Annotated in this window: 29 protein-coding genes, 1 tRNA gene and 2 pseudogenes; 13 read left to right on the forward strand and 19 right to left on the reverse strand. The window is 30.2% G+C overall.

The genetic code is table 11. The annotated features are described in order from the left end of the window. From AMN73_RS04610 to AMN73_RS01110, 3 genes and pseudogenes are all read right to left on the reverse strand, one after another. A complete protein-coding gene (locus tag AMN73_RS04610) occupies positions 1–129 on the reverse strand; it encodes a DUF2256 domain-containing protein (RefSeq protein ID WP_075534466.1) in 129 nt (42 codons plus the stop codon). Beyond that, positions 104–475, reverse strand: coding sequence for a thiol-disulfide oxidoreductase DCC family protein (locus AMN73_RS01105; protein WP_075534467.1), 372 nt, complete (start codon positions 473–475; stop codon positions 104–106). The genes AMN73_RS04610 and AMN73_RS01105 overlap by 26 nt, the downstream gene beginning before the upstream one ends. Then, positions 465–1962 (reverse strand): annotated as a pseudogene (locus AMN73_RS01110) (cryptochrome/photolyase family protein). Before AMN73_RS01110 ends, AMN73_RS01105 begins: the two are co-directional and overlap by 11 nt. Positions 1963–1989: 27 nt before the next feature. On the opposite strand from AMN73_RS01110, the gene AMN73_RS01115 reads away from it, so the two are divergent. After that, complete coding sequence (locus AMN73_RS01115; RefSeq protein WP_075534468.1) at positions 1990–2703, forward strand: SDR family NAD(P)-dependent oxidoreductase; 714 nt, start codon at positions 1990–1992, stop codon at positions 2701–2703. A 5-nt stretch (positions 2704–2708) separates the two neighbouring features. Here AMN73_RS01115 and AMN73_RS01120 read toward each other — a convergent pair whose 3' ends face one another. From AMN73_RS01120 to hemC, 5 genes and pseudogenes are all read right to left on the reverse strand, one after another. Continuing rightward, positions 2709–3554 carry a bifunctional 5,10-methylenetetrahydrofolate dehydrogenase/5,10-methenyltetrahydrofolate cyclohydrolase gene (locus AMN73_RS01120; RefSeq protein WP_075534469.1) on the reverse strand — a complete coding sequence of 282 codons (846 nt, stop codon included), beginning with the start codon at positions 3552–3554 and terminating at the stop codon, positions 2709–2711. A 3-nt stretch (positions 3555–3557) separates the two neighbouring features. Then, positions 3558–3851: a YggT family protein gene (locus tag AMN73_RS01125; protein WP_075534470.1), complete on the reverse strand. Its 294-nt coding sequence runs from the start codon at positions 3849–3851 to the stop codon at positions 3558–3560. Beyond that, positions 3848–4934, reverse strand: a pseudogene (locus AMN73_RS04615) (mechanosensitive ion channel family protein). The gene AMN73_RS01125 and the pseudogene AMN73_RS04615 overlap by 4 nt, the downstream one beginning before the upstream one ends. 2 nt (positions 4935–4936) lie before the next feature. Continuing rightward, positions 4937–5635, reverse strand: a complete 699-nt coding sequence (locus AMN73_RS01135) for a uroporphyrinogen-III synthase (protein ID WP_075534471.1) — start codon at positions 5633–5635, stop codon at positions 4937–4939. A 1-nt stretch (position 5636) separates the two neighbouring features. Next, complete coding sequence (gene hemC, locus AMN73_RS01140) at positions 5637–6560, reverse strand: hydroxymethylbilane synthase (RefSeq protein ID WP_075534472.1); 924 nt, start codon at positions 6558–6560, stop codon at positions 5637–5639. A 56-nt stretch (positions 6561–6616) separates the two neighbouring features. Here hemC and tsaD point away from each other — a divergent pair, with 56 nt between their 5' ends. The 3 genes from tsaD (at position 6617) to acs (ending at position 10375) form a co-directional block, all read left to right on the forward strand. Further along, entirely contained in the window at positions 6617–7690 is a 1074-nt protein-coding gene (gene tsaD / locus AMN73_RS01145; protein WP_075534473.1) for a tRNA (adenosine(37)-N6)-threonylcarbamoyltransferase complex transferase subunit TsaD, read from the forward strand. 182 nt (positions 7691–7872) lie between these two features. Continuing rightward, positions 7873–8310, forward strand: coding sequence for an EVE domain-containing protein (locus tag AMN73_RS01150; RefSeq protein WP_075534474.1), 438 nt, complete (start codon positions 7873–7875; stop codon positions 8308–8310). Beyond that, positions 8303–10375 carry an acetate--CoA ligase gene (acs, locus tag AMN73_RS01155; RefSeq protein ID WP_082254565.1) on the forward strand — a complete coding sequence of 691 codons (2073 nt, stop codon included), beginning with the start codon at positions 8303–8305 and terminating at the stop codon, positions 10373–10375. The genes AMN73_RS01150 and acs overlap by 8 nt, the downstream gene beginning before the upstream one ends. Here the strand turns inward: acs and AMN73_RS04540 are convergent. Next, on the reverse strand, positions 10372–10686 hold the full coding sequence (locus AMN73_RS04540; RefSeq protein WP_256997819.1) for a hypothetical protein: 315 nt from the start codon (positions 10684–10686) through the stop codon (positions 10372–10374). The two genes, acs and AMN73_RS04540, sit on opposite strands and share 4 nt — an antisense overlap. Beyond that, positions 10673–10999, reverse strand: a complete 327-nt coding sequence (locus AMN73_RS04545; RefSeq protein WP_256997820.1) for a hypothetical protein — start codon at positions 10997–10999, stop codon at positions 10673–10675. Before AMN73_RS04545 ends, AMN73_RS04540 begins: the two co-directional genes overlap by 14 nt. A gap of 118 nt (positions 11000–11117) precedes the next feature. Here AMN73_RS04545 and AMN73_RS01165 point away from each other — a divergent pair, with 118 nt between their 5' ends. From AMN73_RS01165 to purH, 6 genes are read left to right on the forward strand one after another with little or no spacing between them, the layout of a single operon-like run. Continuing rightward, positions 11118–11381, forward strand: coding sequence for a DUF4212 domain-containing protein (locus AMN73_RS01165; RefSeq protein ID WP_075534475.1), 264 nt, complete (start codon positions 11118–11120; stop codon positions 11379–11381). Further along, positions 11381–13201: a sodium:solute symporter family protein gene (locus AMN73_RS01170; protein ID WP_075534476.1), complete on the forward strand. Its 1821-nt coding sequence runs from the start codon at positions 11381–11383 to the stop codon at positions 13199–13201. Before AMN73_RS01165 ends, AMN73_RS01170 begins: the two co-directional genes overlap by 1 nt. Positions 13202–13260: 59 nt before the next feature. After that, positions 13261–13611: a YggT family protein gene (locus tag AMN73_RS04620; protein WP_075534477.1), complete on the forward strand. Its 351-nt coding sequence runs from the start codon at positions 13261–13263 to the stop codon at positions 13609–13611. A 44-nt stretch (positions 13612–13655) separates the two neighbouring features. Beyond that, positions 13656–14315: a ribulose-phosphate 3-epimerase gene (gene rpe, locus AMN73_RS01180; RefSeq protein ID WP_075534478.1), complete on the forward strand. Its 660-nt coding sequence runs from the start codon at positions 13656–13658 to the stop codon at positions 14313–14315. Position 14316: 1 nt separating this feature from the next. Continuing rightward, positions 14317–15951, forward strand: coding sequence for a heparinase II/III family protein (locus AMN73_RS01185; protein ID WP_102133234.1), 1635 nt, complete (start codon positions 14317–14319; stop codon positions 15949–15951). After that, complete coding sequence (gene purH, locus AMN73_RS01190; protein WP_075534479.1) at positions 15948–17483, forward strand: bifunctional phosphoribosylaminoimidazolecarboxamide formyltransferase/IMP cyclohydrolase; 1536 nt, start codon at positions 15948–15950, stop codon at positions 17481–17483. Before AMN73_RS01185 ends, purH begins: the two co-directional genes overlap by 4 nt. Here the strand turns inward: purH and AMN73_RS01195 are convergent. Beyond that, positions 17480–17818: a 4a-hydroxytetrahydrobiopterin dehydratase gene (locus AMN73_RS01195; RefSeq protein ID WP_075534480.1), complete on the reverse strand. Its 339-nt coding sequence runs from the start codon at positions 17816–17818 to the stop codon at positions 17480–17482. The two genes, purH and AMN73_RS01195, sit on opposite strands and share 4 nt — an antisense overlap. Before the next feature lie 14 nt (positions 17819–17832). Continuing rightward, positions 17833–17907, reverse strand: a tRNA-Gly gene (locus AMN73_RS01200). Between the two features lie 124 nt (positions 17908–18031). Between AMN73_RS01200 and AMN73_RS01205 the strand changes: the two genes are divergently transcribed. Continuing rightward, the gene (locus tag AMN73_RS01205) at positions 18032–18676 is read left to right on the forward strand and encodes an LON peptidase substrate-binding domain-containing protein (RefSeq protein ID WP_075534481.1); all 645 of its coding nucleotides are present in this window, start codon (positions 18032–18034) and stop codon (positions 18674–18676) included. Here the strand turns inward: AMN73_RS01205 and AMN73_RS01210 are convergent, their stop codons facing one another. Beyond that, the gene (locus AMN73_RS01210; protein ID WP_075534482.1) at positions 18677–19765 is read right to left on the reverse strand and encodes an FAD-dependent monooxygenase; all 1089 of its coding nucleotides are present in this window, start codon (positions 19763–19765) and stop codon (positions 18677–18679) included. It lies immediately after the preceding gene. Positions 19766–19831: 66 nt separating this feature from the next. Here AMN73_RS01210 and AMN73_RS01215 point away from each other — a divergent pair, with 66 nt between their 5' ends. Continuing rightward, positions 19832–21922: a DNA translocase FtsK gene (locus AMN73_RS01215; protein ID WP_082254566.1), complete on the forward strand. Its 2091-nt coding sequence runs from the start codon at positions 19832–19834 to the stop codon at positions 21920–21922. Then, entirely contained in the window at positions 21919–22476 is a 558-nt protein-coding gene (locus AMN73_RS01220) for a LolA family protein (RefSeq protein ID WP_075534483.1), read from the forward strand. Before AMN73_RS01215 ends, AMN73_RS01220 begins: the two co-directional genes overlap by 4 nt. On the opposite strand, the gene AMN73_RS01225 is transcribed toward AMN73_RS01220, so the two are convergent. From AMN73_RS01225 to AMN73_RS01250, 6 genes are read right to left on the reverse strand one after another with little or no spacing between them, the layout of a single operon-like run. Further along, positions 22473–22985, reverse strand: coding sequence for a GNAT family N-acetyltransferase (locus AMN73_RS01225; RefSeq protein WP_075534484.1), 513 nt, complete (start codon positions 22983–22985; stop codon positions 22473–22475). The genes AMN73_RS01220 and AMN73_RS01225 overlap by 4 nt on opposite strands. Further along, positions 22982–23347 (reverse strand): HIT domain-containing protein, encoded by a 366-nt coding sequence (locus AMN73_RS01230; protein WP_075534485.1) that lies wholly within the window; start codon positions 23345–23347, stop codon positions 22982–22984. The genes AMN73_RS01225 and AMN73_RS01230 overlap by 4 nt, the downstream gene beginning before the upstream one ends. Further along, a complete protein-coding gene (locus AMN73_RS01235) occupies positions 23337–23690 on the reverse strand; it encodes a hypothetical protein (RefSeq protein WP_075534486.1) in 354 nt (117 codons plus the stop codon). Before AMN73_RS01235 ends, AMN73_RS01230 begins: the two co-directional genes overlap by 11 nt. A gap of 6 nt (positions 23691–23696) precedes the next feature. Then, positions 23697–24584, reverse strand: a complete 888-nt coding sequence (gene sucD / locus AMN73_RS01240; RefSeq protein WP_075534487.1) for a succinate--CoA ligase subunit alpha — start codon at positions 24582–24584, stop codon at positions 23697–23699. A gap of 3 nt (positions 24585–24587) precedes the next feature. Continuing rightward, complete coding sequence (locus tag AMN73_RS01245) at positions 24588–25751, reverse strand: malate--CoA ligase subunit beta (RefSeq protein WP_075534488.1); 1164 nt, start codon at positions 25749–25751, stop codon at positions 24588–24590. A 3-nt stretch (positions 25752–25754) separates the two neighbouring features. Next, complete coding sequence (locus tag AMN73_RS01250; protein ID WP_075534489.1) at positions 25755–26693, reverse strand: HpcH/HpaI aldolase/citrate lyase family protein; 939 nt, start codon at positions 26691–26693, stop codon at positions 25755–25757. Positions 26694–26703: the final 10 nt, after the last annotated feature.

Raw genomic sequence — 26703 nt, forward strand, 5'->3', positions numbered from 1 at the left:
TTATTTTTTTGATGAACATTTTTTAGAACAATATTTTACTTTTTCCCAATTTAGCTTCCATTTTTTTCTCCATTTAAATGGCCTTTCACAAATTGGACATAACTTAGTTGGTAGGTTTTGTTTTTTCATTGAGTTGGTGTTTGTTTTTTAAAAATAAAAAATAAGCTACAAATTCATAAGCGTAATTAAATAAAAAAAATAAAGGTTTAAAACTTAAGATTTTGGCTAAAAAATTATATTTTGGAATTTTTGACCAAATAATAATAAAAGCTTTTGCTCCACCTATTACCTTTCCATCATCGATGACATGAAGTCTTCTTAATAATTCTTCTTGAGATTTAGATGTTATTTTTAGAGCCTCATCATTATTCGTGATATCAATCCACTCAAGATTACTGTCAGCAATTTTTTTGTAGTGGTTTATCTCTAATCTACAAACATTGCATGAATTGTTAAAAAAAACTTTAATTGCCATATGTATTCTTATTTATAAATTTTTCAGCCTCTGACAATATTAATTTTTTTCTCTCAGGTTTCATCTTATCAAAAATTCTTACCATCATTGAAAGTCTTGGATTTTTTAAAAAGAAATTTCTATTTCTATTAATAAATCTCCAGTACAAACCATCCATGGTATTGCACCATTCACCTTTTTTAAAATCCATCATTTTCATAAAGTAACTTGATCCACAAATATAAGGCTTAGTAGCAAAAATTCCTCCATCACTGAATAAACCCATTCCATAAACATTTGGCACCATTACCCAATCAGATGAGTCCACAAACATTTCCATGAACCATTTGTAAACAATTTTAGGTTTCAATTCACACAAGTTCATAATATTTGAAAGTATCATAAGTCTTTCAATATGATGTGACCATCCGTGATTTAATGCATTTTTAATTGCATGATCTAGTGGCGGTAAACCTGTTGTTCCCTCATACCACGAGTCTTTCATTTTTCTATTTTGCTTAAAAAAATTTCTTGTTTCCATTTCATTACTATACTGTTGATAAACTCCTCGCATAAACTCTCTCCAACCAATAACCTGTCTTACATAACCTTCTAGAGAATTTAGTCGGATTTTATTCTTTTTATGAAATTCTAAAGTTTTAGAAATTATAAATTCTGGTGTTATAAGACCTAAATTAATATACGGACTTAAAGCGCTATGAAATAAAATGTTGTTTCCTTGATCAACTGCATCTTCATAATCTCCAAATAAATTTGACTTCTCTTTAAGAAAGAAGTTAAGAAGTTTAACTACATCATCATATTCTGTTGCAAACCAAAAATTTTGTATACTTCCTGGATGATCTTTAAAAATTTTTTCAATAATAGGTTTTAAATTTTTTGTATGCTTTGTTTCAGCGATTGTTGGAAATTTTGGAACTTTCGTATTTTTAGGAAGTTTCTTTCTATTATCTTCATCAAAACTCCATTTTCCGCCTTCTGGTGTTCCGTCTTTCTTCATTAATATATCAAGCTTTTGTCTAGTACCTTTATAAAAAGTGGCCATGAACGGTCTTTTATTTTTTGAAAGATAATTATTAAATTCCTCTCTAGTGTTTAGAAACATTGGCGATTTAATTTGATGCCAAATCAAATCGTTTTTTTTAACAAAGTTTTGTACTTTTTTTTCAAAAAACTTATCTTCAATTTCAAAACTAGTAATCTCTTTGATTTTTTTTGGATTTAATAATTTTTTTTATTTTTTCTAAATAATCTTTTTTAAAATCACCTGAGTCAATTTTCGTATACTCAATTTTAAACTTATTTTTTTTTAGATTATCTGCGTGAGATCTCATTGCAGATAAAAAAAGTAGAATTTTTAACTTATGATGCTTTTCATAAGTGCACAATTCATAGTCTTCGGACATAAAAAATAGGTGATCATTTTTGAAGCGGTCTAAATATTTTGGTGGAAATAACTGGTTTCCAAGTATAAAAAATAACTTCATAATATAACTATAACGTAATTATTATTTATGTCAGGAAAGTTTTTGATATTTGGTGCCACAGGTTCAATTGGATCCAGTTTAGCAAAACAGTTAAAAAATGCTGGTATTTCAAATGTTCATTTAATTGCTAGAAATGAAAATGAGGTTAAAAATATTTCAACAAATCTTGGATTTAATTATTCAGTTGCAGATGTTCTAAAAGATGGATTTGTAGAAAAAATCAAAAAAGATATTGATGAAGTTTGCGGGATTGCTTATTGCGTAGGCTCCATAGATTTAAAACCACTTCGAATGGCAACAGAGCAAGATTTTAATAAGTGTATGAAGTTAAATCTTTATTCTGCAGTTGACGCAATTAAAGGTTTTCAAGAAAGTTTAAAAAAAAATAAAGGATCGGTTGTTTTGTTCTCTACAGTTGCTGCTCAAAGAGGTTTCACAAATCATTCTATAATAGCATCAGCTAAAGCTGCTGTAGAAGGTTTAACAGTTTCACTCGCAGCTGAATTTGCCCCAAACATTCGAGTTAACTGTGTAGCACCAAGCTTAACTAACTCAAAAATTGCTCAGCCTATGCTAAAAAATAAAGCTCTTGCAGAAGGTATAGCTAAAGCACATCCATTAAAAAGATTAGGTGAGGGAAAAGATTCAGCAGCATTGGCAAAATTTTTGCTTACTGAAGATAGCTCTTGGGTTACAGGGCAAATTATTGCTGTTGATGGTGGTAGATCAAAGCTATCTTGAAGTATTTATTTTTGTGATCTTTTAAAACACTCAATAGTATTTTTAAGCAAACAAGCAATTGTCATTGGTCCAACGCCACCAGGTACAGGTGTTAAAGCTTTTGCAACTTTTGATACCTCATCAAAAGCCACATCTCCTACAATACCTTTTTCTGTTTTATTGATCCCAACATCTATAACAATTGCATCTTTTTTAACCCAATCGCCTTTTACTAATTCTGGTATACCAACAGCTGCAACAATAATATCTCCTTTTAAACACTCACCTTTAAGGTCCGAAGTTTTTGAATGAGTTATAGTAACAGTGCAGTTTTCTTTTAATAATAATTGTGTCATGGGCTTGCCATTTAAATTCGATCTGCCAACTACAACAGCTTTTTTTCCTGAAAGATTTGGTTCAATTTTTTTTATTAATAAATAACATCCAAGTGGCGTACATGGAACTGAACTATCATATCCAGAAGATAAGTTTCCAACATTCATTGGATGAAAACCATCAACATCTTTTTCTGGAGTTATTGTTTCAATTACTTTTTGTTTATCAATATGTTTTGGCAAAGGTAGTTGAACTAAAATACCAGAAACTGTATCATCTTTATTTAGCTCTTGGATTTTATTTAAAACAGTTTTTTCCTCTACATTGTCAGGGTATTTTATTACATCAGACTTTAAACCAACTTCATTTGCGGATTTCTCCTTATTTCTTACATAGATCTGACTTGGCGTTAGATCGCCAATTAATATTACTGTTAGACCAGGAACTTTATTAAATTTTTTTTTTAATTCAGAAACTTCTTTTTTTAGATCTTCTCTTAATTCTGAAGCTATTTTTTTTCCGTCTATTAAAATCATGAGCTAATTAAATATAATTGGTGCTATATAAAGCTTCATACACATTTCTATGAACCATATCAATAAAAGAAGTATAATAGGTGAAATATCAAGCGCTCCAAGATTCGGTAAAAATCTTCTTATTTTTTTTAAAATTGGCTCCGTTAAACGGTAAGTAAAATCTAATATTGCATATACAAATCTATTTGATGTGTTTAAAACATTAAAAGCGACTAACCAACTAATTACTACATTTGCAATTACTACATAAGAATAGAGCTTTAGAACTTGAAGTACTAGGTAAAAAATAGCAATCATTTTTTTTCAACATAGATAGATTGACTAGGAAATGCAAAGGAAGCACCATTTTTTTCGACAATTTGTTTTATTTCAATTGCAAGTCTCTCTTTAACCTCCAACCAGTTCTCCCAACTATCTGAATTAGTAAAGCACCTTACATACATATCTATTGAACTATCTGAAAACTTGTCTACTCGAACAGCGTATCCAATTTTAGAGTTAAAATCTTCATGTGACTTTATATATTCCTCTATTTTATCTCTTATTATCTTTAGCTGATCAACTGTAGTATCGTACTGCAATGTAATAACCCAACTTATAATCCAATTTGTAGTTTGGCTAACATTAATAACCGCATTCTCTGCAAATTGAAAATTTGGAATTATTGCTAATGATTTATCAAATTTTCTTATCGTTGTAGATCTGAAACCAATTCTTTCAACTATACCTTCTATAATTCCCTCTACTAAAATCCAATCACCCATTTTAAATCTTTTTTCTACTAAAACTAAAATTCCTGATATTAAATTTTTTAAACAAGTCTTGTGCACCTAGTGCAACGGCTACTCCAAATAATCCTAATCCAGCAATAATTGGCCCAATCTTTATACCCCATAGCTCAAGGACTGCTGCGGCACCCAAAATAAATATTAAAATTTTTAAAGACTTTATTATCCATCCAATTAATTCACGGGTAAGTATTTTTCCTAAACCGCTTAATATATAAGAAATCGGCTCAATTATTTGATGTATAATCCAAAATATTAAAATCGTGATAAGTGTTCTATTTATATTATCAACAAAAGCTCTGCTATCTTCATCAAAAGACATGTAATAGCTAGCAATAAAAAAACCTAAAACTATTGGTAAAAATCTTGCAGGACCAACCATTGAATTTACAAATGTATCATCAAGTTTATTTGTGGTTCTTTTTGATATTACTTCTAATTTTTTAATAATTAATTTACTTATTAGTCCTCTGAAAATTAAAAATATTAGGAAAATACCTAGTCCAATTAAAATTTCGAAAATATCTATTCCCAAAATTCCTTTATCCCAAACCGATAAAAATAATTCTTTAAAATTTTTAAATAGTTCCATAATTAAATTTTATATAATAAATACTCCTCTTCACCTGGATTGAATAAAAATATTTTTTTCCATTTTATATCGTTCAAAACTGAAGAAGTTTTTTCACTAATACACATCAAATTAGTGTTCATCCAATGATTTTGCAAGTTGTAGTTTTTAATTAAGTTCTTAAAGCTAATTGCGCTATTTTGTGAGTATATATAAACAATATCCGGAACGTTATTTTTTAAATCATCTATTAAAATTTCATTAAATTTTTCGATTGGGTCAGAAGAATAATTAATTACTCTTTTCACGTTCAATCCCTCTGAAATCAAAAATTTATCTAATTCAAAAGTTATTGTTTCACCACTTATATAAAGTAACTTACCTTCCGAACTTTTAAAGTTTTGGAGAATTATTTCTTTTAAATTATTAACATTACCTTCAGCCGAAAATATATTTTGAAAACCCTTTTCTTTAGCCAAAAGTTCAGTGGCATTTCCAACACAAAAACATTTTATATTTTTATCCAAAAGTTTAATATCTAAAAACTTAATAGCATTTGAACTTGTAAATATTATCCCTTTAAAAGAAGAAAAATCTATTTTTGAATATTCTTTTTTCTTTATTGATATGACTGGAATACTGGAGACAATATGACCTAAGGATTTAAATTTTAAAATTAAATCTTTAGAGTCATCTATCGGTCGAGTGAATAAAACATGCATATTATTTTTTGTGTGACTCTTTTGATTTTTTTTTCAATATTTTTCCAACTTCTTCTCCGAGTTGGTCTGCATACTTTAGTTCTTTTGAGGACTTTACATAAAATCTTTTTGATCCATCTAAAGAAAAAAGTTCGGCTTCTACATATATTTTTCCATTCTCTACTTTTGCATATGCGCCTATAGCCGTATCACAGTCTCCTTCTAAAATTTTTAAAATATTTCTCTCAGTATTTACACATTTTTTAGTTTCATCGTGGTTAAGATTTTCTAGAATACTTCTTATCTCCAAGTCATCCTCGCGACATTGAACTGCAATTACTCCCTGTCCAACGCTTGGTATCATATCTGAAGTAGAAAATATTTGAGAAACATTTTTTTCTAAACCTAAAAATTTTAATCCGATGAACGATAAAATAATTCCATCATATAAACCATCCTTAAGTTTTTTAATTCTAGTATCTACGTTTCCTCTTATTAGTTTAAAATTAAAATTATTAATTTTTCTCTTAACTTGAAATTCCCTTCTTAAAGAAGAGGTCCCTATTATTGCTCCTTTTTTTTGTTTTTCCAAAATTTTATTGTTTTTTGTAATTAAAACTTCCCTAGGATCATTACGTTTTAAAAAACATTCAGTAGATAACCCTTTGGTCTCTAAAGATGGCATGTCTTTTAAGGCATGAACTGCTAAATCAATATTATTTTCTATCAATTGTTCCTCAATTTTTTTTGAAAATAAACCTTTTCCTCCCATATCAGAAAGTCTTACATCTTGTATTTTGTCACCATCTGTTTTAATTTTTTGAACTAATACATCTTCAAAATTATATTTGTTTTGTAATTCAAGTAATTTTTTTTTTACGATATCCGCATATATTACTGCTAATTTACTTCCCCTTGTTCCGATAATAATTTTTTTTCTACTCATTTAATATTTTATACTGAAATTTTATAACTGAATTGTATTATCATTAAAAAAAAATAATGAAAAAAAAAACATTAATTCTTGGTATTGAAACCAGTTGTGACGAAACTGCAGCAGCTGTAATTGAGGAAAATACAGGTACAATACCCAATATTTTATCAAATGTAGTTTCGAGCCAAATAGAAGTTCATAAAGAATTTGGTGGAGTGGTTCCAGAGTTAGCAGCAAGGTCACATATAGAAAAGATAGACTTAATTGTTCATAAAGCTATTAGGGATAGCGGTAAAGATTTATCTGAAATGGATTGTATAGCTGTAACTGCCGGTCCAGGATTGATTGTATGCTTATCCGTTGGTCTAAATTTTGCAAAATCTTTAGCATTGAGCTTGAATAAACCTTTCGTGGCTATAAATCATTTAGAAGGTCATGCTTTAAGTCCAAAATTAGTTACTGATTTAAAGTTTCCTTATTTGCTTCTTCTAATATCTGGGGGACATACTCAATTTTTAAGTGTTAAAAAATACGGCAAGTACAAAAGATTAGGAACTACAATTGATGACGCTCTAGGAGAAGCATTTGATAAAACTGCCAAAATGATTGGAATAGAATTTCCAGGTGGCCCTTATTTAGAAAAGCTTGCTAAGAAGGGGAATCCAGAAAGATTTAAATTACCAAAACCAATATTAAAAAAAGGTGGATGTAATATGTCATTTGCTGGTTTGAAAACTGCAGTGCTTAAAATATCTAAATTGGTGAAAAATGATGAGGATAGAAATGATTTAGCAGCCTCGTTTCAGAAAACAATTCAAGATATATTGTATGCAAAATCCAAAATCGCATTTAAAGAGTTCAGAGATATAAGTAAAACAAATCAAAATACTTTTGTAGTAGCTGGAGGTGTGGCTGCAAACAAAAGTATAAGAAAAACGTTAATTGACGTAAGTTTGGAAGAAAAATTTAATCCAATTTTTCCACCTTTAGAATTATGTGGAGATAATGCAGCCATGATTGCGATGGCAGGATTAGAAAAATTAAAATTAAAAAAATTTGATAATCTAAATCATCCTGCAAAACCAAGATGGCCATTAGATAATAAAGCTGCTTTTTTAAAAGGCGCTGGAGTGAAACTTTAAATATTATATTTCGAAATTTTTTAAAGGCTGATTATTTTTATAAGAGTTTTGGACCTCTAAACATTTTAACTTTGCTTCATTAAAATTTCTTTTTAGAAAAGATTAATTATGTTTGCAATTTTTATATCCATTTTAATATGTTATAATTTTTTTTAATATAAATAAATCTTACGTAAAATTATATGAATTATTGGCTACTTAAATCTGAACCCGATGTCTGGTCCATAGATAAACAAAAAAAAACATCAAATGGGATATCTATTTGGGATGGTGTAAGAAATTATCAGGCTGCAAAAAATCTAAAAACTATGAAGATCGGTGATCTTTGTTTTTTTTACCACTCCAACATTGGGAAAGAAATTGTAGGGGTTGTTGAGGTTGTAAAAGAGGCTTTTATTGATCCTACAGATAAATCAAAAAAGTTTGTTGCGGTCAAAGTGGGCTTTAAAAAATATCTTGATAACCCAGTAAGTCTTGAAATGATTAAAAAAAATAAAGATCTTAAAAATTTAGCGATTATTAAACAGAGCAGGTTATCGGTTATGCCAATTGATACTAAAAGCTGGAAAATTATAAATAAGATGAGTAAGATACTTAATAAAAATAAAAAAAATGGCTAAAAGACCAAAAAGAAGAAATAAAAGAAAAACTCCTAAAAAGAAAAAAAAGGTAAAAAGTAAAAGTAAAAGAAAAAAAAGTTTAAAAAAAAACAAAAGAGTCGTTAAAAAAGTAATTAGTACAAACGCAAGTCAAGAAACAATATTTAAAACAAAATCTGACTGGGTTAAAAAAGCTTTAGTAAATAAAAAACAATACGAAAAAAAGTATAATCAATCAATTAAACAAAATGACGAATTTTGGAAAAAAGAAGGTAAGAGAATTACTTGGATAAAACCTTACACTAAAATTAAAGATATTAAGTATAGTAAATCAGATGTTCATATAAAGTGGTTTTATGACGGCACACTTAACGCATCAGCTAACTGTGTAGATAGACATCTAAAGAAAAATAAAGACAAAACTGCAATTATATGGGTAGGTGATGATCCAAAAGTTCAAAAAAAAATATCATATAAACAACTTCATAACGAAGTTTCCAAAACAGCTAATGCTCTAAAAAACTTGGGTATTAAAAAAGGTGATAGAGTTACAATTTATTTAACAATGATACCCGAGCTTGCCTACACTATGCTGGCTTGTGCAAGAATTGGTGCTATACATTCTATTATTTTTGGTGGGTTCTCACCAGATAGCATATCTGGCAGAATCAACGACTGTAAATCAGATTACGTTATAACTGCGGATGAAGGACTTAGAGGTGGAAAAATAATCCCTTTGAAATCAATTACTGACGAAGCTCTACTTAACTGCCCAAATGTTAAAAAATGTATAGTTGTTAAACGAACTGGAAATAGAGTTAATTGGGATGAAAGCCGGGATGTTTGGTACCACGAGATAACTAAAAAAGCATCCTCAACATGCGAACCAGAGGAAATGAACGCTGAAGACCCTCTTTTCATTTTATATACATCGGGATCTACTGGTAAGCCAAAAGGAGTTTTACATACAACTGGAGGCTACATGGTTTATGCATCCATGACTCATCAATACATATTTAATTATAAGCCTAAAGATATTTATTGGTGTACAGCAGATATTGGCTGGATAACAGGTCATAGCTACATAATTTATGGTCCACTTGCAAATGGTGCAACTACAATTATGTTTGAGGGAATTCCTACTTATCCAGATACATCAAGGTGGTGGCAAATAGTTGATAAGTACAAAGTAAACATTTTTTATACTGCACCAACAGCTATTAGAGCTTTAATGAGAGAGGGTGAAGGGCCGGTTAAAAAAACTTCAAGGAAAACTCTTAAATTATTAGGAACTGTAGGAGAACCAATAAATCCAGAAGCCTGGCAATGGTACTTTAAAACAGTTGGGGATTCGAGATGTCCTATTGTGGATACTTGGTGGCAAACTGAAACTGGTGGAATTTTGATAAGTCCTCAAACTGGTGCAATTGACCTAAAGCCTGGTTCTGCAACTAAGCCATTTTATGGAATAAAACCTGCTATTGTAGATCAAGATGGAAAAGTTTTAAAAGGAGAAGCAAAAGGAAGACTTTGTATTTCTCAATCATGGCCTGGTCAAATGCGAACGGTTTATGGAGATCATAATAGATTTATAGAAACATACTTTTCACAGTTTGATGGAAAATATTTTACGGGGGATGGTTGTAGACGAGATAAAGATGGATATTATTGGATTACTGGTAGAGTTGATGATGTAATAATTGTATCAGGTCATAATCTAGGAACTGCTGAAATAGAAAGCGCTTTTGTTGCTCATCCAAAAGTAGCTGAGGCTGCAGTTGTCGGGTATCCACATGACATAAAAGGTAATGGTCTTTACTGTTATGTAACTCTTAATGTGGGTGAAAGCCCTAGTGGTGATTTAGAGAGAGATTTAAAACTTTGGGTGAGAAAACAAATTGGCCCAATCGCTACCCCAGATTTAATTCATTTTTCACCTGGTTTACCTAAAACAAGATCAGGAAAAATAATGAGAAGAATTTTAAGAAAGATTGCAGCAAATGAACATGAACAACTTGGGGATACAACAACATTAGCAGATCCAAGTGTTGTTGAGAGCCTAGTAAACGATAGAAAAAATATTTAAATATTTATAAGTCTTGTAAATTCGTCTTTAATATTATCCCACTTTAAAATCATTGAATTAAGAACAATTTTTCTATCTAAAGTTTTTAATTCATCAGCTATTGGTGCCCAGTGATATAAAGCTAATGCGCTTTCGTTAAAAGGTAAACTGTTGTGATATTTTTTCCAATCAACTTTTTGAAACCTGTCCTCAAAGGATTTTTTAGCACTATTGAAAACATCATCTGGCATTCCATTAATTTTTTCTTTATCTAAAATTGAAAAAAAAATATCTTTTGATTTAATTATGTCATCATAATTAAAAAAAAACATTTAGATAAGAGAAACTAAAAAAAGTTAAATCTTGAAGCGCTACTGAATAAATATTCCATTTAGCTTTGTTTATCGATGACAATAGTTTCTCATTATCAAAGTGAAGTACATATTTAGTTCCCATTCTTGTTTTAAGATAGCTATAAAGTGTAACTTGAGAAACCCAGGCTGATTTTTTTTGAATAAAAGTTTCTAAATCAGACAAATTTTTAATTTTTTTTTTAGGTAGGATAGATTTGAATAAAGCTAAAAAATAAACCTTGAAATCCTCTATAGATATGTCCTTTAAATTAAACTTATACTTTAAAACCATTTATATACCTGTGGTTGTATTGTATGACAAAAAACCCCTATTTTCGATCATATTAAGTCTTTCAATCTACTTCATTTTGAGTAAAGTTTCATCTTTTAACCTATAGGGAGGCAAAAAAATGTCAAAACAACAACAACACTGGGAAAAAACCAGGGGATTGCTTTTTGTAACATTAGCAATTTGGTTTGTTTTCTCAATTGGCATCTTTTTCTTCGGAGCCGAAATGCAAGAATCTAACATTAGACCATTTGGATATCCTTTAACGTACTGGTTTACATGTCAAGGTTCTCTTGGAATTTTCGTAATACTAATTTTTTGGTTTGCGGGAAGACAAGAAAAGATTGATGAAGAGTTCGGCTATTCTGAAAAGGAGGATGACTAATGTTTAAAGGTAAATTTATAGACAACTTGCCTAAGATTTATGGAACATACACAGGAGGTTTCCTTGTATTCATAATCTTAATGGCAATAGCTGAACAAGCTGGAATGTCTGCAAAATTAATAGGAATATTTTTTGTGGCATTTACAGTTTTAATTTATGCACTAATTGGTTATCTATCTAGAACACTTCAAGTTGACGCGTATTATGTAGCTGGAAGACAGGTTCCAACAGTATTTAACGGTATGGCAACTGCTGCTGACTGGATGTCAGGAGCATCGTTTGTTGCAATGGCTGGTGGTATCTACTTCAAAGGTTATGGTTACATGGCGCTTTTAGTTGGATGGACTGGTGGATACGTTCTTGTAGCATCACTGCTTGCACCTTACTTGAGAAAGTTTGGTTGCTATACTGTGCCAGATTTCATTGGTACAAGATACGGTGGTAACGCGGCAAGACTATGTGCTGTATTAGTACTAACAGTTGCTTCATTCACTTACGTGACTGCACAGATCAATGCAACAGGAACTATTGCATCAGTTGCATTAGATATTCCTTTTGGGATTGCAGTTTATGTTGGTCTAGCGAGTATTTTAATGTGCTCTATGCTAGGTGGAATGAGAGCAGTTACTTGGACACAAGTTGCACAATACATTGTATTGATTATTGCATACTTGTTACCTGTATTCTGGATCAGTAACAAATTAGGTGCTGGTGTATTTCCGCACTTTATGTTAGCAGATGAAGTTGCTAGAATTGCTGAACTTGAGTCTCAGTTTGGTCTAGGAACTGTTAAAAACTCTGCAGCTGATTTAGCTACAGTACCAAAAGGTTTAGCTGGAATAACTAAAGCTCACTCGGATGTAAACACAACACCTTGGAAATTTATTTCATTGGCGGTTTGTATGATGGCTGGAACAGCTTCATTACCTCACGTTATGATGAGATACTTTACTACTCCAAGTGTTAAATCAGCTAGAAGATCAGTAGGTTGGTCATTATTCTTTATCTTCCTATTATATTCTTCAGCGCCGATGTTAGCTACATTATCTAAGCTTTCATTAATGGATCCAAACTTAGCAACTGGAATTATTGGTAAATCAATTGCTGATGTTCAAGCATTAGACTGGTACCAAAACTGGAACCAAGCAAACTTAATGTTTGTCAGCGACTTTAACGGAAATGGAACTCTTGAGTTAAACGAGTTTTTCATGGGTGGTAAAGCCGTTGTATTAGCAACACCAGAAATAGCTGGATTACCTTATGTAATTTCAGGACTAGTTGCTGCAGGTGGTATGGCTGCTGCCATGTCTACTGCTGATGGATTAGTTTTAGCAATTGCGAACGCTTTATCTCATGACTTATACTATAAGATCATTGACCCTAAAGCTGAAACAGCAAAAAGATTAATTGTTGCAAGAGTATTACTTGTATTAATTGGTTTTGCTGGAGCAACAATTGCGGCTCTTGAAATTCAAGGTATCTTAGGTTCGGTTATCTGGGCTTTTGACTTTGCAATGTCAGGGTTATTCTTCCCACTTGTACTTGGTGTATGGTGGAAGAGAGCTAATGCACAGGGTGCAGTTGCTGGAATGCTTCTTGGTCTAGCTTCAGGAACAGCGTACTTAATTTGGGTACGAACTGGTGGAGCAGGATTCTGGGGTGTTACGCAATTAACATTCGGTATTGTTGGATCATTAGTAAGTTTAGTTTCTATGGTTGTGGTAAGTTTAATGACTAAAGCACCAGATGCAGCTACACAGAGAATGGTTGACGAAGTACGTGTACCAAGCGGTAAAACTGTACTTGGCAAACAACACTAATTAAATCTATTTTTAAAGGGGCGAATTATTCGCCCCTTTAACTTCAAATCAAGAACACTATGTCTGCTAACTTTCATCCTTTAGTATATCTAATTGACTATGTAATGGGAGTAATTATGTGGACACTCATTGGTAGAGTTGCAATGAATATATTTCAAAGGGAAGACTCAAACTTTTTTTTTATGAAGGTTTTTGTAAAATTGACAGATCCCCTAATAAATCTGTTTAGGTTTATTACTCCATCTTTCATTGTAAGACCCCTCGTTCCACTATATGTCGCATGGTTTTTTTACATGTTTAGATTTTACCTTTTTCCATATCTGCTAGGTTATTCTGTAATGGGTATGCTATCTTTTCCATTGGAAAGCGAAATCGCAATCCAAATTTATCAAATTTTTGGTAAAAATTAATTCAAATTAAAAAATTTTATTGATACTACTAGTTAAAGTTATCAATGCAAAAAATTAAAATTTCACCTTCAATATTATCTGCTGATTTTAGTCAGCTTAGTTTAGAAATTAAAAAACTTGAAGATGCAGGGGCTGACATGATTCATGTAGATGTGATGGATGGACACTTTGTGCCAAATTTAACAATTGGACCCCCAGTGATAAAATCTTTGAGAAAACATACTAATCTAATATTTGATGTTCATCTAATGATTTCGCCGGTTCATAAATATATTGAGAGTTTTTCTAATGCAGGCGCTGATATAATTACATTTCACCCCGAGGCAACTGAAAGTATGCATGAAACAATTGGTCTGGTTAAAGAACTAAAAAAAAAAGTTGGAGTCTCTTTAAATCCGCAAACTCCAATTGATTTAGTTAAAGACTTCCTGGATAAAATAGATCTTGTTTTAGTTATGAGTGTACATCCGGGTTTTGGTGGCCAAAAATTTATGCCAGAAGTTCTAAGTAAGATTGAAGATCTATCAAAACTTAAAAAAGAAAAAAAGCTAGCGTTCGATATAGAAGTTGATGGTGGTATAGATTTTGATAACTCTAAATTAGTCAAAAAAGCTGGAGCAAATATTCTTGTATCTGGAACAACCATATTTAAAAATAACAACGGTGATATAAAAAAAAATATTGATGCTTTGAGAACTGGGTAATATGCTTTTAAAAAATTCATTAATTTACATTAATCAATTTTTTTTTTTCATTTTCACCGAATTAAGAAAAATTTACTTAAAGTCTAATATTTATAACAATAAGATATCTAAAATTGACTCTAATCATTTAGATTACAAGCCTAGTCCAAGTCTTTTAGATGGAATTATAAAGTATTCTAAAAAAAGAAAAAATATTAGTGATTTTTCACTTAATAATGTGTGGTCAGATAATAAAGTTTCAAAAAAAGATTTTAAAAAATTACACAGTTTTTTCTGGTTGTTCACACTTGATCTTAATTCGTCAAAGAAAGATGTACAAAACATTTTACTTAAATGGTTTAAAAAGTATCATAACTATAATGCTGATAGCTGGGAAATCGATTTATTATCCAAAAGAATAATATCCTGGATTTCAAATACAAAAATAACATATGAGAGTAGTGATGAAATTTATAAAAATGAATTTGATTATTTAATAAAAAAACAAGTTAATCATCTTATTAATGAGATCGATCGATCAGAAAAAATTGATGACAAAATAATTGGCTGCGCTGCAGTAATATTAGCAGGTGTATCATTTAATGATAAAACAAAATTTCTTAATTATGGTTTAAGTCTTTTAAATCGAATTATAAGGAATACATTCGATAGGTATGGTTTCCCAAAATCAAGAAATTTGCGGCAACTCACTCTGTTTTTAAAATATTTTATTTTGATTAGAGAATGGCTGAAAGAATCGCAAAACGATATTCCAGAATATCTAGATGAAATTATTTATCATTTAGGTCAGGCTTATAATTTAATCAATAAGGACTCTGCAGCAACATTCTTATTTAATGGTAGTCAAATTTCAAATAATGTGAATTTTGATAATTATTTAAAAAGATTGGGTTATAATTTCAAGAGCGAAAGTTTTGAAGTAGGTGGCTATGCCTTTTTAAATAACAAAAAACTTTCTCTAGCAATAGATTTGGGTGCTACTCCTGAAAAGAAATTTTCAGAGAATTATCAAGCTGGCACTTTGTCTTTTGAAATATCTTATAATGGAGAAAGAATTGTTTCAAATTCGGGCTATTTTCAAAACTTTAAACACCAATTAAATCTAATTTCAAAAAGTACAGCATGTCATAGCACTCTAATTTTAAATAACTGTTCTTCTACTCAGTTCATTAAAAAATCTAGTGGAGTTTCATATGTCGATAGTACAACGAGAGTTACTAGGAAAAATATTAATGTTAAAAAAAACCATTGGATTATAAGCGCTGAGCATGATGGTTATCTTAAAAGATATGGGATTATTCACTCAAGAAAAATTGAGTGTCTTTTAGATCAAAATAAATTTGTTGGATTAGATAAAATTATAAGAAAAAAAAAGGGTAAAGAAATGAACTTTGAGATAAGGTTTCACTTAGATCCCCAAGCAAGAGTAATGAAAACGCAAGATAAAAAAACGATTTTTATTGAGTGTAATAATGAAGCCTGGAAATTTAAATCAGCAGAGCATAGTATTAATTACGAAACTGGTCTATTTTTTGGAAAAAAAAATAAGTTCTTGGAAAATCAAAATATACTTATTTCTGGTATAGTAAAAAATGAAACACAAGAAATGAAATGGGAAATTGAAAGACTTGCATGAAAAAAATTAAGAGAGCACTTATATCTGTTTATGATAAAAAAAAATTAAAAAACCTATTAAAAATCTTAAAAAAAAATCATGTGCAAATTTTGAGTTCAGGTGGAACGTACAAAGAAATTAAGAAATTAGGTTTTGAAACTATTGAGATCTCAAATTATACAAAAAGTCCAGAGGTTCTTGATGGTAGAGTAAAGACATTAAATCCCAAAATCCATGCTGGAATTTTAATGAAAAGAAATAATACCAAACATAAAAAAGAGTCCGTTAAAAATAACTTTCGGGAAATTGATTTAGTTGTGGTGAATTTTTACCCATTTAAGAAGGCTTTAGAGAGAACTAATAATCATAACGAAATTCTCGAAAATATAGATATTGGAGGACCTGCATTAGTAAGAGCTGCAGCAAAAAATTATAGAGATGTAGCTATAGTATCTGATCCTTCGCAGTATGATGAAGTAATTCATCATTTACAGAAAAATAATTGCTCTACAAGTTTAAAATTGAGAGAAAAACTTTCCTCCGAGGCATTTAATGCAACAGCTTCTTACGACAGTAATATTGCTAATTATTTTAATAATGTTACAGAAAATAGTTTTCCGAAGAAAAAAACATTCGCTTTTAAATTACATGAGAAACTTAGATATGGAGAAAACCCTCACCAAGAAGCCTCGGTTTATATTGATGGAGACTATAAATTAAAACAATTAAACGGTAAAAAATTAAGCTATAATAATTATAGCGATATATTTGCTGCTTTAAGAATATCAAAGACTTTGCCGAAAAATAGAGGAACAGTAATTGTCAAGCATGCTAATCCATGCGGTGTATCAATTGAAACAAATAAAGCGGAAAGTTTTAAACTTGCACTTAAATCCGATCCAATAAGTGCATTTGGGGGCATTGTTTCTTGTAATTTTAAAATTAAAAAAAAGGTAGCAGAAGAAATTAACAAAATGTTCTTTGAAGTAATTATAGCAGATGGATTTGATAAAGAAACACTAAGAATTTTTAAACGAAAAAAAAATCTAAGACTAATTGATTCGAGTAATCTTAAAAATAAAAATTTACAAAATTTTAAAAACGATTTTAACATGTTGCTCCTTCAAAGCTCTGATGATATTAAATTTTCAACTAAAAATTTTAAGGTAGTTTCAAAATTAAAACCAACTAGAAAAGTATTAAATAATTTAATTTTTGCTTTCAATATCTGTAGATTTGTAAAATCAAATGCAATAGTTTTAACTCATAGAGGCACAACAGTAGGAATAGGCTCTGGTCAACCCAGTAGATTAGATAGTTGTAAAATAGCAATTGATAAATTAAAAAAATTTAATTCTGATATAGGTGGAGAAATTTTAGCTGCTTCAGATGCCTTTTTTCCTTTCGTTGATGGTATAGAAACTTTAGTACAATCTGGTGTCACCGCTGTAATTCAACCATCCGGCTCTGTTAGAGATAAAGAGATAATAAAATACGCTAATGAAACTAGAACTATTCTAGTCTTTTCAAAATCACGTCACTTTAATCACTAGCAAATTTTGTCGACCTTAGCAGCTAGTATAAAATCACTTTCTGCCAATCCTTGTATAGCATGAGTAAATATTTTAATTTTTGCATACCCCCATCCAAAAGCTATATCAGGATGGTGACCCTCTTTTTCTGAAATTTCTCCGACTTTATTTATAAAAGATTGGCTTTCTAAAAAATTTTCAAATTTAAATTCTTTAAATAAATAAAAATTTTTTTTTTCGTCTTCTTTAACATCCCAACCGTCAATTTTTTTTAAATATTTATGAATCTCACTCTTATCAAATGCTGGTATTCCTCCCTCGCAAGGTATACATTTTTTGTTAGCTAAATCATCCATAAATTTCCTTAATTTGGAGCGGGCAATGGGACTTGAACCCACGACCTTCTCGTTGGCAACGAGACGCTCTACCACTGAGCTACGCCCGCTTTTATTGAATTATTATAATGAGCGATCTTTTTAATTGCAACAACTTATGGAAAATTAATATTATTTAAATGCTACCTAATTATCATTTACTAATATTATTTGATTAATATAATTTAAAGTATTATGAAAAATAAAATTAATCTGCCCTCTGAAGTACCAGTCTTTCCACTATCAAACTTTATTATTTTTCCTGAGACCACAGTCCCTTTAAATATATTTGAACCAAGGTACATACAAATGATTGATGACTCAATGAAATCACACAGATTGATTGGAATGGTTCAGCCAAAAAAAACCGGAGATTTGAAAAAACCAGATTTATATACTGTAGGATGTCTTGGAAAAATAACAAGTTTTAATGAGACAGAGGATGGTAGATATCTAATTGTATTAAATGGTTTGAGCCGTTTTCAAATATTAAATGAAATATCAACGGATAAACTTTATAGAATTTGTGAGGTAAATTATAAAAAATATTCTTCGGACTCCGATGATATTAAAGAAAAAGTTAATTTTTCAAATTTGGAGTCAATTTTAAAGGATCTAAAAAGTATTTTTGACAAAAAGGGTTATGCAATTAATTGGTCTGAACTCAAAAAGCAAGATATGTATAATACTGTAAATACATTATCAATGGCCTCCCCAATTTCTTTAGAAGAAAAACAAACTTTGCTCGAAAGTTTAAGTATAAATGATAGAAAGTCAAAATTAGAAAATATATTAAAGACGTATTTACTAGATGAGTTTGGCAATAACACTTTGCAGTAACTAAATATTTCTTAATCCATTATCAGCAAAATTAATAAAAAAATCTTTTAACTTTTTATTTTTGTTAATTAATGCTGGAACAGAACTTGAAAATTTATTGTTAAAGTTTGTATCAAATTTAAAAAAGCTCTCAATTAGGTTTATTCCATTAGAGTAAAGCAAATTGTAAGGTCTTGTTTTATTTTGAAAACTACTGAGTAAATTTTTATTGAATGGAAGACCAAGATTTTTAGACTTAACTAATTCATTTACTAGTATTTTTAAATCTCTTAAAGTCATATTAAATCCCTGGCCTGCTAATGGATGGATTTTATGGAGTGCATCACCAAATAATAATATATTGTTATGAAAATAATATCTTGCTGCTTCGAATTTTAATTCTGCTATTTCAAACTTAGAAAAATTTTTAATATCATAATATTTATTATAATTTTTTATTAAATTTTTTATATTTTCATCTAAAAGTCTATTATTTCTTTTTCGAATCGAAAAAACTACTGAGGTCATGGTTTTAGATAGAGGTAAAAAAGCTAATGGTCCGTAATTTGTAAATATTTGTCTTGCTTTATTATTTTGAATAGATTTATGTTTTATGATTGAGGTATATGCAATGCTTTTGTAATCTTTAGTGAACTTTTGATTAAAAAAACTATTATTGTAAAAATTATTTCTTTCACAATTAATAATTAATTGATTTTTACAACTATTAAGCATTTTTTCATAAAACCTTTTATTTTTAATTTTAGTGAATTTGATTTTATTTAAACTTCTTTTTAAAATTTTAATTAGTTCGTGATTTCGTATTAAATAAAAAAGCACTTTTTTATTCTCAAAATTTAAGACTTCTTTTAAGGGATCATTTTCCGTTAAAATTCCAATTTCGTTTACTGGATTTACAAGTTTTTTAGGTATTGTAAGAATATCTGCCTTTAGAAAAGCCATATTTTTATTTGTAATTGCTATAGTTCTATTAGATTTAAGATTTTGAGTTTTGGCCTTATAAAATATTTCAAAGTTTATATTTTTGTTTGCTAAAGCTTTAGCAAGAATTAAGCCTGTGAGACTATTTCCAATTATACTTATTTTCATAAAAAAATAATTTTAACAACAAATATTAAATGATACAAAGTGATAAATTGGATTCTATATTATTTTATGAATATTAAGCCATTAATACAAAATATATCAAATTTTTTGTTTGATAGACTTGTTCAATTAATAGGTATTGTTTTAACATTTTTAAGTATATTTATTCTTCTGGCACTTTTTACTTACTCTGCTGAGGATCCAAATTTTGTATTTTCAAACAATAATGAAATAAATAATATATTTGGGTTTCAAGGAAGTGTTGTTTCTGACTTTCTTTTACAAACCATGGGACTAGTATCATTTTTATTCTCAATCACTTTATTTATTACAGGGATAAATGTTGTAATAAAAAAAAGATTAGTAATTATTCTAGAAAATTTTTTTTATACAATCTTATATATTATTTTTGGAACAGTTTTTTTTGGCATTTTTTACCTCAATTCATTTTGGCTTCCTGTTAACGGTAATGGTGGTTTTGTCGGAAATATCCTAACTCAAACTTTTTTAGAAAATCTAATCTTAACAAATCAAGAAATATCTTATTATATTTTAATTTTGGTAACAAGTTTACTATTTTTAAAGAGTATTAATTTTAGTCCCATGGGTTTAATTAATTTTATAAAAAAAATAAAAACTAGAAATGTAAGCAATAAAATAACTGAAAATCAATTTGAAAACTCAGAAGTTATAAATTCAAAACAACTAAAAATGGATGAACAAGTTCAAGAAAATTTCTCTTTTGATCAAAAGATCAAGATAAATAAAGATATCAAAATTAAATATAAAACTCCTAAAATTGAGTTTTTGAACACCGCATCCAAAGATGAAAGATCAAAGAAAAATAGTGATCCAAATTATAATTCAGAATCATTAGAAAAAATTCTTTTAGATTTTGGTGTCGAAGGAAAAATAAAAAAAGTAAGTAATGGACCAGTTGTAACATTAAATGAATTTGAACCAGCAGCCGGCGTAAAAGTTTCAAAAGTGATTAATCTTTCAGAGGACATAGCTAGAAATACTAGCTCAGAGTCTGCAAGAATATCTACAATTCCAGGTCAAAACACCATAGGTATTGAACTTCCAAATACTTTTAGAGAAAATGTATACCTAAGCGAAATAATTTCGTCTTCCAATTTTAAAAATAAAGATATTAAATTACCAATTGCTTTAGGCAAAAGTATATCGGGTATTCCAATTACTGGTGATCTATCGTCAATGCCTCATTTATTAATTGCAGGAACAACTGGTTCAGGAAAATCTGTTTGCATTAATACAATTATTCTGTCTCTTTTGTATAAACACTCACCTGATAAATGTAAGTTTATTCTAATAGATCCCAAAATGTTAGAGCTTTCTACTTACGAAGGTATACCACATTTGCTTTGTCCCGTAATAACTGAGGCAAAAAAAGCTGCCTCTGTACTTGGCTGGGTAGTTAAAGAGATGGAAAGTAGATACAAGCTTATGACAAGAGAAGGAGTTAAAAATATTGATGGATATAATTCTAAACATACTCATTCAATGCCTTATATAGTTGTAATAGTTGATGAAATGTCTGATTTAATGTTAGTTGCTGGAAAAGAGATAGAAAATTATATTCAAAAGTTATCTCAAATGGCAAGAGCTGCTGGCATTCATATTATTATGGCAACCCAAAGACCAAGTGTTGATGTAATAACTGGAACTATCAAAGCTAACTTTCCAACAAGAATATCTTTTCAGGTTACATCAAAAATTGATAGTAGAACAATCTTAGGTGAGCAAGGGGCTGAACAACTATTAGGAAAAGGGGATATGCTTTATATGTCTTCAGCTAATCGAATAGTAAGGATACATGCCCCATATGTTTCTGAGAATGAAATTGATAAAGTTAATAATTACATAAGGTCTCAGGCAGAACCTGATTATGTCGATGAGATACTTAGCTTTGCTGATGAACGAGATGAAGGAGCGTCATTATCAAATGATAATAAGGATGAATTATATGAGACAGCTGTTGGTATAATTAAGTCTGAAGGAAAAGCTTCAACCTCTTTTTTACAACGAAAATTACAAATTGGTTATAATAGAGCTGCGAGAATAATTGATATGATGGAAGATGATGGAATAGTGAGCAAAGCAAATCATGTGGGAAAAAGGGATGTTTTAAAGTCATGAAACAATTAAGCGTAGTTTTTTTTGGTATTTTTTTTTTTTGTGTAAATCTATACGCGTCTGAAATTGAAAATATAATAAATCACTTTAAAAAAATTGAAAATATTTCTTTCTCATTTAAACAAAATATTAATGAAAAAATAGAGAAAGGTAATTGTGTCGTTGAATATCCAAAAAAAATTTATTGTTTATATGATAATTTTAATAAAAAACTTTTGGTATCCAATGGAAAAGACCTTGTTATTAAAAACCAACAAATAGATCAGTATTATATTTATCCAATTGAAAAAACCGCTCTAAATCTAATATTGGACAAAGATTTTCTTATTTCAAAAATTGAGAAAGCAAATATGGACTTGGTTGATAACAAACTTTATAGATTTAGATTTGAGGAAAATGAACATACAATTAATATTTTTTTCGACAGAAAAACTTTAAATCTTATTGGTTGGCAAAATATTGATATATATCAAAATTTAGTCATTACATATCTTTTTGATATAAAAATAAATTCTCAACTTGAGAAAGATCAGTTCAAATTACCTTCGATTAATTAGATAGCCTGCCTCTTAAGGATTTCATTTTTAAAAACTTGCATTCCTCTTGACTTATAATTTAATATTGCATTTGGGTGGTCCAGAGAGCATGTATGGACCCAAACTCTTTTAACATCAGACTGAAAACCAAGCTTGATAGCTTCTGATAATAAGTATCCTCCATACCCTTTGGAGAAAAATTCCTCCAGAATTCCAAAATATGCTATTTCACAATCAAAAGCTTCGTTATTATATATCAACTCAAAATAACCAATCAAATTATTATTTTCTTTCAATACGTAAGTTTTTAAATTTTTATTTGCTGTGTATTTTTGCCAAGTTGTGTCGCTCCACACTAATCTGTCGACCCATTGATATTTTTTACCAATTTGTTTGTAGAAAAATTTATTCAATTCAAAATTTTCAGATTTTAATAAATCTATTTTTAAATTATCAATTGGCTTTTGCTTATCTTTAAGTTTATCAATTGACGTAATTTCTAAATAGTATCTGTCGATTTTTTCTATCACTCAACCATTCTCCCAACTTTTTCACCCCCAAAAATATGAAAATGTAAATGAGGTACTTCTTGACCTCCGTGTTCATTAATGTTTGCTAAAGTTCTATATCCTTTGCCTTTATTTATCGACACACCTAATTTTTCAGCAACATTTGAGATGCCTTTTAAAAGTCCAACGATTTCATCTTTTGATGCTTTATTAGTAAAATCATCCAAATCTATGTATTTTCCTTTTGGTATTACAAGAGCATGAATTTTTTTTTGAGGATTTATGTCATGAAAAGATAAAATAAATTCATCCTCGTAAATTTTTTTGCAAGGAATTTCCCCTCTTAAAATTTTTGCAAAAATGTTATTTTCATCATAACGCATTAAGCACCTCTATTTCCTCTATTATTCTAATAATTTTTCCTTCTTTAACTACGGCCTCTAATTTAGCACATTCATAATATGCATTTGAATTCTCCTCAGCTATTACTTTCATTTCGAAACATTTTTCCTTATTTTCTACAAGCAGGTGCTCAATTAAATCTAAATCATCAGGATCGCCAAGATACATCATTAATCCAATAACTTTATCTTGTTTTTCAAAACCCATTTTTTCTATCTGGGTAACTTCTTTATCTATTCCAATTTCAAAATTTTTGATCGCTACAAATCCCTTGTAAATAATAAAACCTAATATTAATAAAAAAACAAATTTTATTTTACTCATTTATAATCAGCTTTTACCTAATACTTTCTTTACAGTGTCACCCATTACAGATGGATTTTTTGAAATAGTTACACCACATTCTTTAAGAAGTTCAACTTTTTCAACTGCACTTTCGCCGTATGCTGAAACGATTGCACCAGCATGCCCCATCACTCTACCTTTAGGAGCAGTCAATCCAGCAATATAAGCAATAACAGGTTTTTTCATATTTTCTTTTGCAAAATGGCCTGCTGCTACTTCTTGTGGACCTCCAATTTCTCCTATCATTAAAATTGCATCAGTCTCATTATCTGTCTCAAATTTCTCAATAATGTCTCTGAAAGAGCTACCATTAATTGGATCACCTCCAATTCCTACACTTGTAGAAACTCCTATGTTTAAATTTTTTAATTGCTGGGCCGCTTCATAACCTAAAGTCCCTGACCTGCTTATGATACCAATTCTTCCCTCTTTATAAATATGACCAGGCATTATTCCTAACATACACTTACCTGGACTAATTATACCCGCACAATTTGGGCCTACAAGTGTCATCTTACCACTTTTTGTATATCTTCTCATATACCTTTTAATTTTAATCATATCATGTGAAGGTATTCCATCAACAATTGCAACACAGGTTTTAATTCCTGCGTCTGCTGCTTCCATTGCGCTGTCTGCTGCAAATGCAGGAGGTACAAATAGTATTGATGCGGTTGCGCCTGTTTCCTTAACTGCTTCTTTGACGGTATTAAATACTGGACGATCTAAATGTTTGGTCCCGCCTTTACCAGGTGTCACCCCGCCGACAACATTTGATCCATATTTCATCATTTCATCAGCATGAAAGGTTCCCATTTTACCAGTGAAACCTTGGATGATTATTTTTGTACTTTTATCAATTATAACAGCCATAAATTATTTTCCTAAAGCTTTAACTGCTTTATTTGCAGCATCTTCTAAAGTGTTCGCCTCTATATATTTAATTTTACTTTTTTTTAGTATTTCATTTCCCTTTTCTACATTTGTTCCAGCTAATCTTATTACTAAGGGAACCTTTACCTCAATTTTTTGTAAAGCCTGGACAATTCCTTCTGCCACCCAATCGCACCTATTAATACCTGCAAAAATATTTACTAAAATTACTCTTACTTTCTCGTCCATTGTTATTAATCTAAATGCCTTTACAATTTTTTCAGGAGTTGCTCCTCCACCAACATCTAAAAAATTAGCTGGAGATCCGCCAGCTAGCTTAATCATGTCCATCGAAGCCATTGCGAGACCTGCACCATTGATGATGTTTCCGATATTCCCGTCCAAACTTACATAGTTCAAGCCTCTGTCCGATGCGTAAACTTCTTTTGTTTCCTCTTGAGTTTTATCTCTTAATTCAGAAACCTGGCTACGCCTGAACATTGCGTTGTTATCGAAACTCATTTTACAGTCCAATGCTAGTATTTGTTTTTGTTTTGAAATTACTAACGGGTTTACTTCAACCATAGTTGCATCAAGTTCACTAAAAGCTTTATAGCATCCAACTATTGTATCCGATACACGTGGAATTAAAGCTGGCTCAATGCCAAGACCAAAAGCAAGTTCTCTAGCTTGAAAATTTTGTATTCCAACAGCAACTTCTATTTTAGATCTTATTATAGTTTCTGGTTTTTCCTTTGAAATTTCCTCCACACTCATACCTCCCTCTGTTGAAGCAACAATCATGATACTTTCTGAACTTCTATCAAAAACTAAACCTAAGTATAATTCTTTTTCAATATCAGTTGCTTCTTCTATATAAATTCTATTTACTATTTTTCCCTCAGGTCCTGTTTGATTAGTAACTAATTTTTTTCCAAGTAATTTATCTGTTGCTTGTGCTACTTCTAATGGTGAGTTACATACAATTATACCACCTGCTTTTCCTCTTGCACCTGAATGTATTTGAGCTTTAGCAACCCATTTAGATCCACCGATTTCTCTAGCTTTGTTTTCTGCATTCTCAGGACTGTAGACAATACCTCCTCTTGGAATCGTTACTCCAAAACTTGATAAGATTTTTTTTGCTTGATATTCGTGAATGTCCATAGCTTACTTATTATGTATTAATTTGTCTATGTTGACAATATTTTCAGCCATTCGAGCTGAGGCTGCATCAATCATTCTGCCGTCAAGTTGGGCTGCACCTTTTCCCTCTTTTGCAGCTTTATCAAGTTCCTCTATTATTCTTTTTGCTTTGGCAACCTCTGACTCTGGTGGTGTAAATACTTTGTTTGCAAGTTCGATCTGGGATGGATGAATAGCCCATTTACCTTCGATACCAATTGCTGCTCCTCTTTTTGCAGACTCTATATAGGCATCCGGGTCATTAAAATCACCAAATGGTCCATCTATTGCTCTTAATCCGTAAGCCCTACAAGTGACTACTAACTCTGATAAACCGTGATGCCATTGATCTCCTGGATAGTCAGGATTTAATCCTCCAATAACGACCGTTCTAGCTCTTAGGCTAGCTGCATAATCAGCTACACCAAAATGTAAAGCTTCTAATCTAGGGCTTGATTGAGCTATCTCTTTTATGTTTGCCATACCCAATGCTGTTTCAATTAAGCATTCAATTCCAATTTTATTTTGTATTTTTTTATTAGTTTCAATTTGTGTTAATAAACAATCCACCATATAGACATCGCTTGCAGTTCCTGCCTTTGGTACTAATATTGTATCAACATTGTTTCCAGCTTGTTCAACTATTTCAACTAAATCACTGTACATATAATGAGTATCCAAACTATTAATTCTTACCGAAATAGTTTTGCCTTTTTCTCTCCAATTCATTTCGTTTAACGCTTTAATGGTATTCATTCTTGCTGTTACTTTGTCATTTGGAGATACTGCATCCTCCAAATCTAGAAAAACAACATCAGCTTCAGAATTTAATGCTTTCTCAAACATTTTTGGAGATGAGCCTGGAACTGCTAATTCACTTCTATGAAGTCTTGCCCTTGCTGGTTTATAAAATTTATGGCTCATAAGGATTTTT

Source organism: Candidatus Pelagibacter communis, from assembly GCF_001179965.1.
Lineage (GTDB): Bacteria > Pseudomonadota > Alphaproteobacteria > Pelagibacterales > Pelagibacteraceae > Pelagibacter.

Excerpts from the sequence above, each read along its gene's own strand:
- AMN73_RS04610 (WP_075534466.1), bottom strand. The coding sequence starts at position 129 with ATGAAAAAACAAAACCTACCAACTAAGTTATGTCCAATTTGTGAAAGG.
- AMN73_RS01105 (WP_075534467.1), bottom strand. The coding sequence starts at position 475 with ATGGCAATTAAAGTTTTTTTTAACAATTCATGCAATGTTTGTAGATTA.
- AMN73_RS01115 (WP_075534468.1), top strand. The coding sequence starts at position 1,990 with ATGTCAGGAAAGTTTTTGATATTTGGTGCCACAGGTTCAATTGGATCC.
- AMN73_RS01120 (WP_075534469.1), bottom strand. The coding sequence starts at position 3,554 with ATGATTTTAATAGACGGAAAAAAAATAGCTTCAGAATTAAGAGAAGAT.
- AMN73_RS01125 (WP_075534470.1), bottom strand. The coding sequence starts at position 3,851 with ATGATTGCTATTTTTTACCTAGTACTTCAAGTTCTAAAGCTCTATTCT.
- AMN73_RS01135 (WP_075534471.1), bottom strand. The coding sequence starts at position 5,635 with ATGCATGTTTTATTCACTCGACCGATAGATGACTCTAAAGATTTAATT.
- hemC (WP_075534472.1), bottom strand. The coding sequence starts at position 6,560 with ATGAGTAGAAAAAAAATTATTATCGGAACAAGGGGAAGTAAATTAGCA.
- tsaD (WP_075534473.1), top strand. The coding sequence starts at position 6,617 with ATGAAAAAAAAAACATTAATTCTTGGTATTGAAACCAGTTGTGACGAA.
- AMN73_RS01150 (WP_075534474.1), top strand. The coding sequence starts at position 7,873 with ATGAATTATTGGCTACTTAAATCTGAACCCGATGTCTGGTCCATAGAT.
- acs (WP_082254565.1), top strand. The coding sequence starts at position 8,303 with ATGGCTAAAAGACCAAAAAGAAGAAATAAAAGAAAAACTCCTAAAAAG.
- AMN73_RS04540 (WP_256997819.1), bottom strand. The coding sequence starts at position 10,686 with ATGTTTTTTTTTAATTATGATGACATAATTAAATCAAAAGATATTTTT.
- AMN73_RS04545 (WP_256997820.1), bottom strand. The coding sequence starts at position 10,999 with ATGGTTTTAAAGTATAAGTTTAATTTAAAGGACATATCTATAGAGGAT.
- AMN73_RS01165 (WP_075534475.1), top strand. The coding sequence starts at position 11,118 with ATGTCAAAACAACAACAACACTGGGAAAAAACCAGGGGATTGCTTTTT.
- AMN73_RS01170 (WP_075534476.1), top strand. The coding sequence starts at position 11,381 with ATGTTTAAAGGTAAATTTATAGACAACTTGCCTAAGATTTATGGAACA.
- AMN73_RS04620 (WP_075534477.1), top strand. The coding sequence starts at position 13,261 with ATGTCTGCTAACTTTCATCCTTTAGTATATCTAATTGACTATGTAATG.
- rpe (WP_075534478.1), top strand. The coding sequence starts at position 13,656 with ATGCAAAAAATTAAAATTTCACCTTCAATATTATCTGCTGATTTTAGT.
- AMN73_RS01185 (WP_102133234.1), top strand. The coding sequence starts at position 14,317 with ATGCTTTTAAAAAATTCATTAATTTACATTAATCAATTTTTTTTTTTC.
- purH (WP_075534479.1), top strand. The coding sequence starts at position 15,948 with ATGAAAAAAATTAAGAGAGCACTTATATCTGTTTATGATAAAAAAAAA.
- AMN73_RS01195 (WP_075534480.1), bottom strand. The coding sequence starts at position 17,818 with ATGGATGATTTAGCTAACAAAAAATGTATACCTTGCGAGGGAGGAATA.
- AMN73_RS01205 (WP_075534481.1), top strand. The coding sequence starts at position 18,032 with ATGAAAAATAAAATTAATCTGCCCTCTGAAGTACCAGTCTTTCCACTA.
- AMN73_RS01210 (WP_075534482.1), bottom strand. The coding sequence starts at position 19,765 with ATGAAAATAAGTATAATTGGAAATAGTCTCACAGGCTTAATTCTTGCT.
- AMN73_RS01215 (WP_082254566.1), top strand. The coding sequence starts at position 19,832 with ATGAATATTAAGCCATTAATACAAAATATATCAAATTTTTTGTTTGAT.
- AMN73_RS01220 (WP_075534483.1), top strand. The coding sequence starts at position 21,919 with ATGAAACAATTAAGCGTAGTTTTTTTTGGTATTTTTTTTTTTTGTGTA.
- AMN73_RS01230 (WP_075534485.1), bottom strand. The coding sequence starts at position 23,347 with ATGCGTTATGATGAAAATAACATTTTTGCAAAAATTTTAAGAGGGGAA.
- AMN73_RS01235 (WP_075534486.1), bottom strand. The coding sequence starts at position 23,690 with ATGAGTAAAATAAAATTTGTTTTTTTATTAATATTAGGTTTTATTATT.
- sucD (WP_075534487.1), bottom strand. The coding sequence starts at position 24,584 with ATGGCTGTTATAATTGATAAAAGTACAAAAATAATCATCCAAGGTTTC.
- AMN73_RS01245 (WP_075534488.1), bottom strand. The coding sequence starts at position 25,751 with ATGGACATTCACGAATATCAAGCAAAAAAAATCTTATCAAGTTTTGGA.
- AMN73_RS01250 (WP_075534489.1), bottom strand. The coding sequence starts at position 26,693 with ATGAGCCATAAATTTTATAAACCAGCAAGGGCAAGACTTCATAGAAGT.